Genomic DNA, 14,837 nt, shown 5'->3' with positions numbered 1-14,837 from the left:
TCGAAGGGAGCCTATGCGTTTGCCGGGAACCCGGTACCAGGAACACGGTTGGGAGCAGGTGCGCAAACTGCTCGGCCAGTGCTCGCTCGGCGCTTTTGCCGCCCCCGCGCTGTGCCTCGACGCGTATGTGGAGCAGATGTCAGCGGCCTTGTACCGCGTTGGCAGCCGCTTCGACGGTCCCGGCAACAGCTACGGCGACAGCGTGCGCGACCTGGCTTTGACGCTGTTGTACGAATTGCAGGCGCGGCCCGGCGACTGGGACGAGTTCCAGGCATCGTTGCCGGTCGATGCGGGCGAAGCGCTGCTGCGCAAGAAGGTCAACGACATGTATGCCACGCTGCGCGACAAGGTCGACTCGGACAACTACCAGGTCGCGTGCGGGCGCGCGTGCAGCCCGAACCGCATCTACGCCTACCGCATGCTCGACACGGCCTACCATGAGATTGCCCGCCTGTTTGCCGACTGGCGCAGCCACGCGCTGCAGGTGGGTGCGATTCTCGGGCGCGAAGTACTCGCTGCCCCGATCGAGGTGCGCCAGATGACGTCGATTGCCGGGTGCCGCCCCGAATGGGTCCTGCGCTGGAGCGCGTCGTGCGGCGGTCCGCTGCACACGCGCTCGAAGCGCTTCGAGGCGCTGAAAGACAATCCGGCCAAGATCGGCGTCATGCTGGCCGAAATCGCCGAGTACGAAGCCTTGTCCGCCAACCGCGACGCCGACTGGCGCCTCGACGCCGGTGAAGCCACCGACTGGCTGGACGACTACTGGCGCGTGCTGGCCGCGCCCGAACAGACGGCGCCCGCACCGGACCGTATCCTGGAAGCGCGCCAGGAACCGATCGACCTGCCGATGGACGTCGTCGACACCGTGCCACTGGTGCTCGACCCTGCCAGCGACGCCGTTGCCGCCAGTGTTGCACTGCCCCCCGGCTTTATCCAGATGGCGCAACTGGCCGAAGACCGGCACAGCTGGGCGGCCCGCATGATGATGGACGATGGCTTGCCGGTGCGGCTGGCGGTGTACCTGAAATTGACCGGCCCGGAGGATGATGTGTATCCGGACGCCTGGTGCGACCCGGCGACGCGCGCGTTGCCGACGATGCAGCAGCTGGCCGTGCTGGCCGGCGTGTCGCTGCCGACCCTGAGAAAACGCCGCGATGCGGCAATCGCCCGCCTGATGCAGGCGGCGCGCGAAAAGGAGACCACATGACACCGAACGATCCATTCGAACGCAAGCTGCGCGCGGCGCTGCTGGTCGCGCCCGTGGCCAACGACCGCCTGGTGCTGGCCGATGCCGTACTGCGCGCAGCCATCGACGGCAGCCTGCCGCTGTCGGCTGCTGAAAAAGCGGCGCTGGCGGCGTCCCCCCTGACGATCCGGCGCTTGCGTCAGCTGGTCGGCGAGCGCTCTGGCGCCTGGCGCGCCAGCCGCGGCATGCTGCGCGCCGCCGACAGTGGCGCTGCACTGGATGAACTGGTCACCGACGACGGTTTCTGGACACTGCACTTCATCAAGGCCCCGGATGCTTGCCGCGTAATCCTGCAACTGGCCGCAGCGGCGCCGTTCGCGCGCCAGCTGCTGGCCGCGCAGCCGATGCTGCGCGTGCTCGATGGCGCCGGTGGGGTGGTGCTGTCTGGCCGCCTTGACGCCGATGGCGAATGCGAAAGCGCGTGGCCGTTCGTGCGCGCGCCTGCCGACCACTTTCAGCATTGTGGCGCCGGGTTCGCCGTCGAAGCGCTGCCGTGAAAAACCTGTTCCAGCGGCGCCGTCCCGCACCCGTCACCCTGGGCGGCGCCGTCATGGCCGCGCGCATGGTGGGCGTGGTGCCGCCCGGCTGCGTGGGCGTGGCGGTCGATGCGGCCGGTCGCACGCGCCGCTTCGCAGAGGGCGCGCGCATGGCGCTCGTGGCCGGTGGACACGCGTGGTGTTTTCATCCCGGCCCGTACCAGCTGGTTCTCACGCCATTTTTGGCCGCGCCCGAAATTGGCCTGCAACTGCGCGTGGTGGTCGACAGTCCCGATCCGCTGGCTGCCCAGCAGCGCTTCGATTTATTCCTGGCCGGCGAAGGCGGGCAGTCGGTCGCGCTGGACGCCTTTCGTGCCGCACTCGATGCGGCCCTGCAGCGCGAACTGGCGCAGGGCCACCTCGACCTGCCACCCTGCACCTTGCTGGAAGAATGGAACGCGTTTCGCGCCGGCCTCAATGAATTGCTGTACATGCGCTTCGGCGTCACCGTCGACGAGTGCATCCCGGTCGACCTGGCCGGGCAGGTCGATTACGCCGCGTTGCTGGCAGCACGCGCGCTGGCCGATGTACCCGTTTGCGCCTTCGTGACTGCGCCCTTGCCGGAGCCGGCAGCTTGCCTCACGGACGCTGCCGCGCTGCGCCGCCTGTTCCTCGAACTACCCGTCGTGACCAGCCGCCTGCGCCTGCTCGATGTCGATGGGTTTGCCCGCCAGAGGGCGCTGGTGCAGCGTTTCGACCATGCCAGCCTGGCCGTATTGACGATGCCCGCACTGGCACTGGCCGCACCCGCCCGGCCCTTGCCGCTCGGTGCTCAGCAGCGCCGCGCGCGCCACACGCTGTGCGCCACGGATGCACTGGACGAAACCTGGGCTTGGCTGGCCCGCGCCGGGTCCAGGGCGAATGCCGACCTGCTCGACGACGCCGAACGGATCGCCGCCAATCTCGAAGCTGCGCTGGCCGGGCGCCGCGCCATGGAGAGCGCATGAACTGTCCCGATCGTGCCGCCTGCCGCTGCCTGCTGGCCAACGGCAGCTTTGCCACCGTCACGGCGACGCGGCGCCCGCGCGCCGGCCGTGCCGACGTCAAGTGCAGCGGCGTGCCGGGGCTGGCCGAGCGCATGCAGCAGGTGGTGCGCCTGGCACGCCACACCGAGCCGCGCATCGACAGCCGCGATCAGGTCGTGCTGAGCATCGACATCGACCCCGGCACGCGTGACTGGGAACTCGCCGCCGTGCTGGCCGACCGGATGGTGCGCGGCCTGGTGCACCTTAACGAGCCGTGCGCCAACGGTTGGTCCGACCAGTGGCAGCTGGGCCGTATCGACGGCCACACCATCGACGCCGACCCGCCCGCCTTGCTCGGCGGCGCAGGCGGCATGGCGCACCTGGGCGCGCTGACCGGCCAGCCGGATGCGGCGCACGTGGTGTCGAGCGCGCGCGCCTGGTTCCCGCTGCACAGCGGCGGCATCAACGACAGCCTGTGCTGGGTCGAGGTCAGCGTGTATCCGCTGCTGGCGGGCGACCTTGACGACGACGCCGTGACCGTCCCGGGCCTGGATGTCACGCGCCAGCTGGCAGTGCGCCAGGCGCTGCTGGGGGCGCGCGATTTCGACCGCTGCGTCCCCGGGCGCTGGCGCACCACCATCAGGTTTGGCCAGCAGCGCTTCCAGGGCAATTCGTACGAACTGGCGCTGGTGCTGGCCGACCGGCTGGCGCGCGGGCGCGACTATGTGGCGCGCGGCCGCATCATCGCCTCGGGTACCTCGCATGGCTGGCACACGGGCCAGGTCGACACGGTCGAAGGGATAGTGCCGAAATGCGCCCTGATCGCGGCCGAAGCCGCGCCGGGCGACCGGATTTTGCTGCCGCAAGCCTGGCAGACCATGCTGCCGCCAGAGTTTGCCGATGCGGTGCGCGCCCGTGGCGCCAGCCTGGCCTGTGTCGCGCAAATCGGAATTTTCTGAAAAGAAACAAAATGACGGGTGTGCCGGGGGTGTTGAGGCGGCGCCCCTGCTAGAATCGTGTACTGCCCGCAACGGCAGGGTGACGCAGCTTGAAATGAGGGAGTCAATGATGGTCGAGATGGCAAATGCAGGCGCAGCACGAGGTAGCCCGGTCCTGGTGGACAACCGCTGGATCGCCGGCCCGGACGACCTGGCCGTGTTTTTTGGCGTGTCGGCCTTGTCGGGCATCTTCGTCAAAACCCTGCGCGTGCCGGCCACCACCCGTGCCTACATCCTGCAGGGCGACCAGGCCACCGAGGTGCCTCAGGGCGAGTACGAAATCGAAGGTTTTTTTACGCGCCTCAATCACCTGCTGCGCGACGGCCATGCCGAGATCCTGATCACCCGCACCAGCGCGCTGCCGGTGTCGTTCAGCTTTGGCGGGCTGGCCACCTCCGAACATTTACTGGTTGACGCGCGCATGACGATCAGTGTGCAGGTCGACAACGTCGCCGCCTTTGCGCGCCACTTCATGACCGCGCCGGGCACGGTGGCCAGCGCCCAGCTGCGCGAATTGCTGGCGCCGTCCGTGCGCCAGCTGGCGGCCGAATTCGTGGGCGCCCGTTCGCTGCGCGAGATGGCCGCCAACCGCGCGCTGCGCCCGCAACTCGACGAGCGCCTGCAGGCCGCCCTGAAACTGCGCCTGGCCCAGTTCGGCCTGGCCGTCACCCAGGTCGACACGATCGAACTGCGCCACGATAAATTCGACGCCAACCGCGACAAGGTCGCCAGCCTGTGGCTGGCCGCCGACGAGCGTCAGGTGCAGGTGGAGCACGCGCGCAACCTCGAACAGCTGTACGACGACGAAGAATGGCAGCGCATCCGCCGCGCGGAGCAGGACGCGCGCCTGGACAAGCGCCGCCAGGAACTGCGCGCCGATGCGTCCATCGAGCAGGCCGAACTGACGCTGCAAAGCGCAGAGCGCAGCCAGGCCATGCGCGCGCGCGAGATCGAACTGTATGCGCGCATCATGGATTCGGCCACCAAAAAACAGGCGGTCGAGCGTGGCGCGGGGGAAGTGCTGGCTGAACTCGAACACGAGATGGCACAGAAAAGCCTGGCGCGCGGCGACGAGAAAACGCAGTGGCAGCACTTGCGTAAACTGGCCGAAGTCCATATGCACGCCGAACTGGCGCTGGCGCACCAGGACGAACTGCAGTCGCGCCAGCTGGCGCAGCAGCGTTTCGCGCACCAGGTGCTGCAGCAGCAAATCAGGAACAAGATCGAGCAGGCCGGCGGGATTGCCGACGCCGCGCACCAGCGCGCCGAGCTGGCGCGCCTGCGCGAGATGGAAGTGGCCGCCGCGCGCCGTGAGCATGACATCGAGGAGGATGCATACCAGGGCCGGCGCGCGTTGCTCGCGGCCGCCCACCAGGCGCGCCTGCGCGAGACCGAACGCGCGGCATCGGTTGAGGACGAAACCACCGCGCAGCAGCTGGGCGACATGCGCCGCAGCGGCGGTCAGCGCGACAGCCTGGCCCAGCACGAAAAGCTGCTGCGCACGATCGAAGCGGACGCCCGCTCGCAACGCATCGCCAGCGACATCGCGCTCGACGGCGACGAGCGCCGCCACGCCATGGCGCGCGACAGCCAGGATGCGGTCCACAGCCACGACCTGGCGCGCATGCAGGCCATGAGCGCGGTAGACGATGCAACCAAGCTGGCCATGGCGCCGGCACCGAATGCCGCTGTGCTGGCCGACTACCTGAAAACACGTGTCCACGCCGGTATGGATGCCAGCCAACTGGCCGCACTGGCCCAGGTGGCGGCAGCGCAGGCCGGCGTCACGCCGCAGGAAGCGCAGCGCATGGCGCAGGAAGCCATGCGGGAAGCAGGCGCCCGCCGCGATGCGGAAGTGGACAAGGACCGGCGTCACCAGTTCGACCTGCTGACCATCCAGAACGACGTCAACAAGACGGCGTTGACGTCGCAGGCGCAGCTGGCGGCAGGCCTGGTGCGGCGCTGCGCCCACGGTCACCCTGGGTTGGCGCACGAACAGGTTTGCGGCGTCTGTGGCGCGCCGTTGGGAACCTAGCCTCTTGATGCACACCGCCATCGACAAGATCCGCGAACTGCGCGCGCTGCACGACGACGGCCTGCTCAGCAGGGACGAGTTCGAGCGCCGCAAGAACGCCATTCTCGATGCGGAGTACGCACCGCCGGGCCGGACGCCCGGCGCGGCGGGGTCGGGGCCTGGCAGCGCGCCAGGGTCGGGCACCGAGATCGGCCTGATGACCGGCCAGGAAGTGGGGCCCGCAAACCGCCGCTACCGGCTCGAGCGCATGGTGGCGCTGGGCGGCATGGGCCAGGTGTGGCAGGCCCTTGACCTGGCCACCCACGCCGAACTCGGTCACAGCGCCGTGGTGGCATTGAAGATCATCCCGCCCCAGCTGACCCACAGCCCGCACTTCGCCCGCTTGCTGGTCGAAGAAGCCACGCGCGCGCGCGCGCTGGCGCACGAACACATCGTGCGTGTCTACGACTGGGCCCAGGATCCGGCGACGATGAGTTATTTCATCATCATGGAATACCTCGACGGCGAAGACCTGGCCGGCCTGATGTCGCATGCCGGCGCGCTGCCGCTCGAACGCGTGTTGAACCTGCTGGAGCCGGTCGGCGTGGCGCTCGATTATGCGTGGGAAAAGCAGCACCTGGTCCACCGCGACATCAAACCGGCCAATGTGTTCGTCACGAAGGGCGGTGACGTCAAGCTGCTCGACTTCGGCATCGCGGCGCGCTCGCGTGGCGCCGAGCCGGAGCAGTTGGCCAGCCGCGAGGCGCCGGCCGATTCGGGTACCTTGGTGTACCGCGCGCCGGAATCAAATAACGCCGCCATGGTGCCGGTGCGCACGCTGGACGTGTATGCGGTGGCCGTCATGATTTACCAGATGCTCACCGGCCGCGCCGAACTGGCGCATTTGCCGGACCAGTCGCCGGGCTCGCTTACCCCGGCCCAGTGGGGCGCGCTGCAGGAGGGCTTTGCCTTCGATCCCAAGCTGCGCCAGCCCAGCGTGACGCAATTGCTGGCGCGCCTGCGTGGTCCGCGTCCACCATCGGCCGACGACCTGGTCGCGCGCCAGGTGGCGGCCCAGGTCCGTGCCGAAAAACAGGCGGCCCAACAGGTGGCCCGTAGAAAGGCGGAAGAGCAGGCCGTGCTGGCGCGGGCGCTGGTGGTACGCCAGCGCAAGGAGCAGGAGCAGATCGCCCAGCGCGAGGCCGAGACGGCCAGGCGCGCACGCCGGGTGATCCTGCGCGAGCAGCTGCGCGAACGGCGCGCGCTGGATGCGGCCAAGGCGCAAGCCGAGCAGGACGAAGCCCAGCGCAAGGCCAACCAGGCCAAAGCGGCCGCCGCCTACCTGTCCGAACAACAGCGCGCGCGCGCCGAGGCGGCCGCGCGCAACCAGGCCGAGCTGGCGCAGCTGCTGCCGTCGCCTGACAGCCCGGTGGCGGACCCGCAAGGCATCTTGCGCGACACATTCGCCGATGGCGCAGCTGCCCCGGAACTGGTGCTGATCGCGACCGGGCGTTTCCACATGGGTTCGCCCGAGCACGAGCGCGCGATCGCCTTGGCGGCCGGCGCGCAGCGCATCTGGCTCGCGCGCGAAACGCCGCAGCACTGGGTCGGCATCGAGCGGCCGCTGGCCATGGGCCGCACGCCCGTCACGGTAGGCGAGTGGCGCCGCTTTGCCAGCGCCACCGGCTGGCGCCACCACGGCGACGTCGACTGGGAAGCACCCGGCTTCACGCAAACCGATACGCACCCCGTGGTTGGCGTGTCGTGGAATGACGTCCAGCTATACCTGGTCTGGTTGTGCAAGCAGACCGGCCAGCGCTACCGCCTGCCCACCGAGGCGGAATGGGAATACGCCTGCCGCGCCGGCACGCGCACGGCGTTTTCCACCGGTGACACGATCCATGCCGGCCAGGCCAATTACGATGCCAGCTTTTCGTACAATGGCGGCGCCACCGGCGTGTTCAGGCGCGGCACCACGCCGGTGGGGGCGTTCGCACCGAACCCGTGGGGCCTGCTCGACATGCACGGCAACGTCTGGGAATGGGTCCAGGATGTGGTGCACGATACCTACGACGGCGCGCCGACGGACGGCAGTGCCTGGCGCAACGGCGGCGACCAGAGCCGCCATATTTTGCGTGGCGGCTGCTGGCTGTATCACCCGCGCTATCTGCGCTCTGCATTACGAAATGGCTTTTCCGCCACAATGGCGAACGATATCGTCGGATTTCGTGTCGTACGCGAGTTGATGCATTCGGAGCGCATGCTAGAGTCGTCAATATCAATTAACCAACAATAACGCCCCATGAGCCTGCTCGATAATATTTTCTGGAATTCCCTCAAGGGTCCGCAAGCCGAATACGCTGTCGGGAGCGGCGAAGTGCGCCGTTACGCGCCGGGTTTTTCGCCCATCGCGGGTTTCGAGCAGGCTGCCTCGCCCGACTTCATCGCGCTGGCGCACCTGTGCGCACCGGGCGAGCAAATCTACTGCGATGGCTGGAGCGGCCCGGTGCCGCACGGCTGGCGCCTCGACCACGAAGCGAGCATGTACCGCATGGTGTGGGATGCGCCGATTCCCGCCAACGACCAGGCGCCGGACGCCGTGAAACTCGGTCCCGAACACGCCCAGGCCGCACTGGCGCTGGCCGAACTGACCAGGCCGGGACCTTTCGGGATCCGCACCATCGAACTGGGCGACTACTTCGGCTATTTTGAAGGCGGGCGCCTGATCGCGATGGCCGGCGAACGCCTCGCTGCAGATGGCTTGCGCGAGGTGTCGGGCGTCTGCACGCATCCCGATTACGCGGGGCGCGGCATGGCGCGGCGGCTGGTGGCCAAACTGGCGCGCCTGCAGCTGATGCGTGGCGAGACGCCGTTCCTGCATGTCATGCACGACAACGCGGCGGCGCACGGCCTGTACAAACGCATGGGCTTTCGCGACCATTGCCTGTCGCCGGTGCGTGTGATTTCGCGGGCAGGCTGAGCTCGTTTGAGGTGTTTTTATGCTGCGCCGGGCTTGCGCCGATTCGCGCGCACTGCGGGTGTGGCCGCGCTGGATGTTTTTTCGGCAGCGTAGGACGCCGCTTGTTGATTCACTTCCAGTCCAGTTGCCTGCCAGGGAAGGAAATACGGCAAGTCGTACCGATCGCCATCCTTGTCGACCACCGACAATTCGAGCGTCATCCCGAGCGACTTCAGATAACGTCGCAGCGTGGAAACATAGGTGTCGGCACGCTGCTCCATCTGTGAGACGGCGTTCTGCCCGATGCCGAGCTCGCTTGCAACCTCGGCCTGCGTCTTGCCGACAGCCTTGCGAAATTCGGCGAGTGTGGTGGCATGGGCCAGCATGTCCGCGACTTTTTGGTCGGCCGCGCGGGCAATCTTTGCCTGGCGTTCAGCCGGCAAACTGTGGATGATGTCGTCGAGGTTTCTGCCCATGTCACTCTCCTATTTTTTTTGCTTGCCGCCGCCGGCTTGTACCTGCGCCGCCAGGCTCGCCAAATGTTGGTCGAAGCGCTTGTTAGCCTTCTTCAACAAATTCTTGTAGAACTTCGTTTCATCGACGCCCTGTTTGTCCGCCGCAACCAGGATGATCGCCTCCCGCTGCGGATCGAAGGCGAACGCGGCCCGCCAAATTTCCGCGCCGTTGTTTGCCTTGAAACGCAGTTCTTTCATGTTCGGATGGCTGGGATTGTCCAGCGTGCCGACGTGCGGCCGGTCTGCTGCAGGCCCCAGCCGTTTCAGCGCAGCGGCGGCGGCCAGCAGCTCATCTTGCACATCGGCTGCAAACGCGTCGAACTCGGGATCGAAATCATCATGGAAAGACACCTTCCAGTTCGCAGGCTGATTCAATTATCATCTCCTGGTGATATCACGTCAAGCTGATTTATTTGCCTTCATTGCGACGGTGCCGGGAACTTTTTCACCTCGCGGCGACACTAAGACGGGTATGCGCAAAGAAGCGGAGCGGCCATGAAGATCCCCAAAGAACTGGAAATTCCGGCACTTGTGTTCGGTCTGCAAGGGGTGCTGCTGCTGGGCTGGATACTGATGTTCCTGATACTGTAGAACGACGCCGCGTGTTACGAGTGTGCTGGTGCGCGCCGGCGTTCGGTTGTGCGCACCGACTGGTCTTCCGGGTAGGGCTTGCCCGCAAAGCGCACGTGGCGCCCGAAGCGTGTCAGGCGGTCGACCAGCGTGGCCGGACCGAGGGATGTTTCGCGTCCGGTGTTGGCGTCAAGGTGCCAGAAGCCGCCATCGCGGTGGAACAGCACCGGCATCGCGCAGGCGCGCGGCGCGCATGGATAATCTGGCACCGGAAAGCCGGGGTGGCGTTCCGGATCCATCAGGTACAGGCACTCGGCGCCCGCGCCCTGGTCGATGCGGTGCAGGATGACGCCGTTCGGCAGCAGGGCGCCCACCTCCATGACGACGATGCCCTTGATGCTGGCCGACAGTTCGATGCGCATGCCCAGGCGCAGCGGAATCGGCTGGTGCTTGCCCGGCCAGACGCCGTCGAGCAGGATGCCGTAGCGCGAGACGTCTTCGATTTCATAGCCACGCGAACCGCGCCGGATGACGGCATGGCGGGCCGACAGGCGGCGCGTGAGGCCGGCCTGGTCCTGGCCATTCTCACCGTAGTGGGCCAGCAGCACGTCGGCCTTCGGCGCCGCGCTCTCCCAGCGGCCCAGGATGCATTCATCGAGCGCGAACAGGCGCACGTGGCGCGGCGCACCGTGGTCCGGCGCAGCGTCGACCAGGCTGGCGGCGCTGGCCGCGAACGCATGCGGCTCGTTGCGGCGCGTAGCGATTTCGATCAGGTCTTCGTCCCAGGCGATGGTGCCGATGCTGTGGTCGACCTTGCCGCTGGGCGTATCGAGATTCAGGTGCGCGATCGAGGCATTGCGTGCGGTGACGTCGATATTCATGCTGGCGCCGCCCGGCGCGTTGACGCGGGCAATGCCGGCGTCGTCGGCCATCACGCGCACGTTTTTGTGCGTGGCCAGGAAGGTCTGGTGGATATCGGTGAGCGACGCATCCAGGCGCGGCACCAGGATCATCAGCGTACACACCCAGGTGCGCGCTGCGCGCGGGCCACGCTCGCCCGGTTCTTCGCTGCGCAGTTCGACATCGATGCGGTACTGGCCATGTTCCAGGCCGCGCGAAGAAAATTCCACGAACGCGGGGCGCCAGTCACCGTCGACGCTGTGCGCAAACGTGTGGCGCTCGCTGCCGTGGGCAAACAGGTCGGACGCGAGCGTCATGTGCATCTGGGTCGCCGTGTTGGGCGCCAGACCACGCAGGTCGATTTTGATCGACTGGCGCCCGCCGGCTGCGCGCGGATCGAAACCGCTGATGCGCAAATGCGGCCGGCGCGCCACCGGATGGCGCGGATGGATGCCGGCCGGGGCATCGTCGCGGCGCTGGCGCAGCGCCGTCAACATGTCAAAAGGATTGTCGAGCGTCGGCGTCAGCGCGACTGGCGCTGGCGCCGCTGACATTGCCGCGGCCGCTGGCTGCGCATGCCCGTGCACGCAACTGTCCGCGCCGGGCATGACCCAGACGGTGCAGTGCGGATGATCGGGATTGCAACACTTGTTCATGAACGTCGGGCCAGTGCGGGGGAGGGGACAGGGTAGCACGGTGCAGCCAAAGACAGCTTAACTGTATTTGCACGTGGCGGGCGCGCTGTCTTGCTGGTTTCGCTGGTATTGTTGCTTTTGCGCATGTTAGTTGCTGCCCAGGCGTTCCGGCAGCGCCGTTTCGTCCGCTGCGGCAACCGGCAGCAGGCGCAGCGCCACTGCCGTGGCATTGTCCGGCTGCAGGCCGGCGGGCGGATGGTTTTCCAGTGCGTCGAACAGCGCCGCCACGATCGCCCTGGCGTCGCTGCGGCCCCGCGCCAGCGCCGGCCAGCGCGCCATCCATTTCAGCGCCTGCGGACACGACCAGAAACCGTCGGTGGCCAGCACATACGCCACATGCGGCTGCAGGACGAGGACGCGGCGGTCGGCCAGCAGGCGCAGCCACGGTGGCAAGTTGGCGGGTGTCAGTGGAAACAAGGCGTCGGCCAACCTTGCCGGATTGCTGAACGCGTTGCCCAGCATGAATGCCTGGGAAATCTGCGGGCGGTGTTCACCGTGTACTTGCTCCCACCAGTCGTCTTCGCCCAGCGTGCCAGCCATGGCGAACGACGTGGCCGGCACATGGTCGACCGTCAAGGGGGTAATGGTGCTGTCCGCCACGGCGTACAGGCGCGAATCGCCGACGTGGTAGAGCATGGCCTGCTGGCCTGGCGGAATTTCCAGCAGCGTCAGGGTGGTGCCCGGACGCCGCCCGGCATCGCGCGCAAAGGCGTGCTGCAGGTCGGCATGCATGGCGTCGAGCGCCTGTTCCAGGACGGCGAGGCTGCTGCAGGCCGGCAGGTACAACAGGCCCGCGACCACCGCTTCGGCCGCTTCGCGCCCGTGGCCGTGGCCACCCATGCCGTCGAGCACGGCCATGCGCGCGTGCCCGCGCGGCCAGCCGGCCACGTGGCGCCGGCAGGCAACTTGCCCGACCAGATAGCAGGCGTTGCCGTCGGCATCGATGGTCAAATAGTTATCCTGGTTTTCCCCGCGGGCGTCGGGACCGGCGCCAATACTGGAGCGGGCGGCAAGGTCGATGCGATACGGAAGAGGCGGGGAGATGGGCATGGTGCTACTTTACCCCGGATGGGCACTGAGCAAAGCGTGAATCAGATGGGATTTTCCCGCTTTCCCTTAAACAACATCGCAGCATTCACCAGAACGCAGGCGCCGGCGCCGGCAAACGCGGCGCTGACGCCGAACTGATCGGCGATTTTGCCCCAGAATATGCTGCCGGCCGTGTAGCCGCCCGCCATGACGAACAGGTAGATCGACAAGGTGCGCGCCCGCACTGGCGCCGGAAATGACAATTGTGCTGCCGCGTTGAGAGTGGAGACAATGGTCGACCAGGCCATGCCGCCGCAGACGATGAGGGGAATCAGCAGCGCCAGCGAGCGCAGCATCGACAAACCCAGCAGCATGATGCCGTAGACCACCAGTGCGCCCACCAGCAAGCGGGTTTTGCCGACCCGGGTGCGCAGCGACGGCAGGCAAAAGGCGGCCGCGACGGCCCCTGCGCCCAGGCTGCCCATCAGCGTGCCGAACACGCCCGAATTCATGTGCAGCACGTCGCGCACGAATACCGGCAACAGGCCGGCGAAGGCAATTGTCGCGAAAAACACGGTGCAGACATTGACCAGGATGCAGCGATAGCGGGCGCAGCCGAGCGCCAGGTTCACGCCGTCGCGCAGGCGCGCCATGAAGCGGGTCGGTACCACCTTCTGGGCCGGCTGTTCGCGCCACCAGGCCCAGTACACGGACAGCAAGCCCACGAAGGAAATCGCGTTCACCAGGAACAGCGCGCCCGCGCCGATCCAGCTGAACAAGATGCCGCCCAGCGCCGGGCCCAGGATGGCCGAGACGTTGTAGCTGAGGTTGTTCAGGGTTGCCGCCGCTTCGACTTCGTCCGGCTCCACCAGCCCGGACAGTGCTGCCTGCCAGGCCGGCCACATGAAGGCCGAGCCCACCCCGAGGCAAAAGGTGACGGCCAGCACCGGGCCGATGCTGGCGTGCCCGGTAATGACGAGCGCAGCCAGGACGCACGCACAGGCGGCCTGGAACAGGTTGCAAAAAAACAGGAATTTGGGACGGTGCACGCCATCGGCGACCACGCCGGCCAGCAGTGCGAAAAGAAAGATGGGAATATAGGTGGCGGTCTGCACCAGCGTGGTGGTCGAGGCCGAGTGTGACAGCGAGGCGATCAGCCAGGCCGATGCAAATGTTTGGGTCCAGCTGCCCAGGTTCGACACCAGGTTGGCGCACCACAGGCGCCGGTAGCGCGGATGGCGTAGCGGGCGCGACAGTGGTATGGTAAGGCGTGGCAATCCTGCTGGCGCATGCTCAACGCCGGCGACGCTGGCGGTGGCAAAACTGGCAGTAAGACTGGCTTTTCGCATGGAAACAAGTCTACGGGGCACTAATGTCACAAGTCAACAAATGCAATTATTTGTTACATTGTGCTTGCCGATTTTCGTGATTTTCCCAACGTGACCTAATAACAATGGACAAAAAAATAGTGATCCGGCCCGCAGTGGATGCCGACTATCCGGCCATGGCCGCCATGCTGCGCACGCTGGCAACGGCGTTCATCGTGCCCGGTATGCCACCGGAAGCGGGCGCCACCTTTTTGCGTGATAACGATGAAGCGGCACTGCGGGCATATCGTGACCGCGGACACGTTGCCAGCGTGGCAGAGATCGAGGGTAGGCTGGCCGGCTACATCGCACTGCGGCCGCCCAGCCATGTATTTCACTTGTTTGTTGATCATCGCTGGCACCGGCGTGGCGTGGCGCGCGCCTTGTGGCGGGCGGCCTGCGCGCAAGCGGCGCCAGCCGCGATTTTTACGGTCAATTCATCGCCGTATGCCGTGCCGGCCTACGAAGCGCTGGGCTTCCGCTGCGACGGCGCCGCGCAATGCCGCAATGGCGTGACGTTCCAGCCGATGGTCTGCGCCCGCGCGCGCAACGCGTGATTGGCACGGATGCACGCCCATCGCTAGCGTTCGTCGCCCCGGCGCAGCCATAAACTGCTGGCCCAGCCAGTTGTGCTGCGCCCGTTCACGCTGGCCGTGACCTCGCACCAGTCACCCTCGACACGACCGGTCGTCGTGACCACGGTGCCTTTCGTGACGACCGCGATGCGCGCGGCTCCGGTGCCGCTGGCGACGCGCAAATTCAGGTTGTCGAACACGCGGTAGGCGCGGGTCGGGACCACGACCTGGGGCAGGGCAGTCAGGGCCACTGGCGTTGCCGGCCGTGGCCAGACGCCCGCGGCCAGCATGAACAGCGCGCCGAACAAGGCGGTGCCGCCGACCAGCACCGCCAGCGCGCGCGCGTTGGCGCGGCGCCACCAGTGGCGCGGCGTCAGGAACGCGGCCAGGATCAGCGTCAGGATCAAGGCGCCGGCCAGGCAGGCGGCGCTGACCCAGAGCGCTGGAATGTGCGCGGAGAACATGCGG

The 14,837-nt window shown here is 67.1% G+C and carries 14 protein-coding genes; 8 read left to right on the top strand and 6 right to left on the bottom strand.

Going from position 1 to position 14,837, the window contains the following annotated elements; genetic code table 11:
• Nucleotides 1–13 precede the first annotated feature (13 nt).
• From V6M87_RS09395 to V6M87_RS09365, 7 genes are all read left to right on the top strand, one after another.
• Nucleotides 14–1,207, top strand: a complete 1,194-nt coding sequence (locus V6M87_RS09395) for a hypothetical protein (RefSeq protein ID WP_332876354.1) — start codon at nt 14–16, stop codon at nt 1,205–1,207.
• Nucleotides 1,204–1,743: a hypothetical protein gene (locus tag V6M87_RS09390; protein ID WP_332876353.1), complete on the top strand. Its 540-nt coding sequence runs from the start codon at nt 1,204–1,206 to the stop codon at nt 1,741–1,743. The genes V6M87_RS09395 and V6M87_RS09390 overlap by 4 nt, the downstream gene beginning before the upstream one ends.
• A complete protein-coding gene (locus tag V6M87_RS09385; RefSeq protein WP_332876352.1) occupies nt 1,740–2,729 on the top strand; it encodes a hypothetical protein in 990 nt (329 codons plus the stop codon). The genes V6M87_RS09390 and V6M87_RS09385 overlap by 4 nt, the downstream gene beginning before the upstream one ends.
• Nucleotides 2,726–3,706, top strand: coding sequence for a hypothetical protein (locus tag V6M87_RS09380; RefSeq protein WP_332876351.1), 981 nt, complete (start codon nt 2,726–2,728; stop codon nt 3,704–3,706). Before V6M87_RS09385 ends, V6M87_RS09380 begins: the two co-directional genes overlap by 4 nt.
• 118 nt (nt 3,707–3,824) lie before the next feature.
• Nucleotides 3,825–5,780, top strand: coding sequence for an SPFH domain-containing protein (locus V6M87_RS09375; protein WP_332876350.1), 1,956 nt, complete (start codon nt 3,825–3,827; stop codon nt 5,778–5,780).
• A gap of 7 nt (nt 5,781–5,787) precedes the next feature.
• Nucleotides 5,788–8,055, top strand: coding sequence for an SUMF1/EgtB/PvdO family nonheme iron enzyme (locus tag V6M87_RS09370; protein ID WP_332876521.1), 2,268 nt, complete (start codon nt 5,788–5,790; stop codon nt 8,053–8,055).
• 6 nt (nt 8,056–8,061) lie between these two features.
• Entirely contained in the window at nt 8,062–8,739 is a 678-nt protein-coding gene (locus V6M87_RS09365; RefSeq protein WP_332876349.1) for a GNAT family N-acetyltransferase, read from the top strand.
• 17 nt (nt 8,740–8,756) lie between these two features.
• On the opposite strand, the gene V6M87_RS09360 is transcribed toward V6M87_RS09365, so the two are convergent.
• The 5 genes from V6M87_RS09360 to V6M87_RS09340 form a co-directional block, all read right to left on the bottom strand.
• Nucleotides 8,757–9,194, bottom strand: a complete 438-nt coding sequence (locus V6M87_RS09360) for a helix-turn-helix domain-containing protein (protein ID WP_332876348.1) — start codon at nt 9,192–9,194, stop codon at nt 8,757–8,759.
• A 9-nt stretch (nt 9,195–9,203) separates the two neighbouring features.
• Nucleotides 9,204–9,608: a type II toxin-antitoxin system RelE/ParE family toxin gene (locus tag V6M87_RS09355; protein WP_332876347.1), complete on the bottom strand. Its 405-nt coding sequence runs from the start codon at nt 9,606–9,608 to the stop codon at nt 9,204–9,206.
• Nucleotides 9,609–9,838: 230 nt separating this feature from the next.
• Nucleotides 9,839–11,359, bottom strand: coding sequence for an FHA domain-containing protein (locus V6M87_RS09350; protein ID WP_332876346.1), 1,521 nt, complete (start codon nt 11,357–11,359; stop codon nt 9,839–9,841).
• Nucleotides 11,360–11,485: 126 nt separating this feature from the next.
• A complete protein-coding gene (locus V6M87_RS09345; protein ID WP_332876345.1) occupies nt 11,486–12,448 on the bottom strand; it encodes a PP2C family protein-serine/threonine phosphatase in 963 nt (320 codons plus the stop codon).
• 41 nt (nt 12,449–12,489) lie between these two features.
• Nucleotides 12,490–13,776, bottom strand: a complete 1,287-nt coding sequence (locus V6M87_RS09340) for an MFS transporter (protein ID WP_332876344.1) — start codon at nt 13,774–13,776, stop codon at nt 12,490–12,492.
• A 104-nt stretch (nt 13,777–13,880) separates the two neighbouring features.
• Between V6M87_RS09340 and V6M87_RS09335 the strand changes: the two genes are divergently transcribed.
• Nucleotides 13,881–14,351 carry a GNAT family N-acetyltransferase gene (locus V6M87_RS09335; protein WP_332876343.1) on the top strand — a complete coding sequence of 157 codons (471 nt, stop codon included), beginning with the start codon at nt 13,881–13,883 and terminating at the stop codon, nt 14,349–14,351.
• Between the two features lie 23 nt (nt 14,352–14,374).
• Here the strand turns inward: V6M87_RS09335 and V6M87_RS09330 are convergent, their stop codons facing one another.
• Nucleotides 14,375–14,833, bottom strand: coding sequence for an SH3 domain-containing protein (locus V6M87_RS09330; protein ID WP_332876342.1), 459 nt, complete (start codon nt 14,831–14,833; stop codon nt 14,375–14,377).
• Between the last annotated feature and the right edge of the window lie 4 nt (nt 14,834–14,837).

It is taken from the genome of Massilia sp. S19_KUP03_FR1, assembly GCF_036688685.1.
Classification (GTDB): domain Bacteria; phylum Pseudomonadota; class Gammaproteobacteria; order Burkholderiales; family Burkholderiaceae_D; genus JALYUM01.
This window is presented reverse-complemented; position numbering and strand designations above follow the sequence as displayed.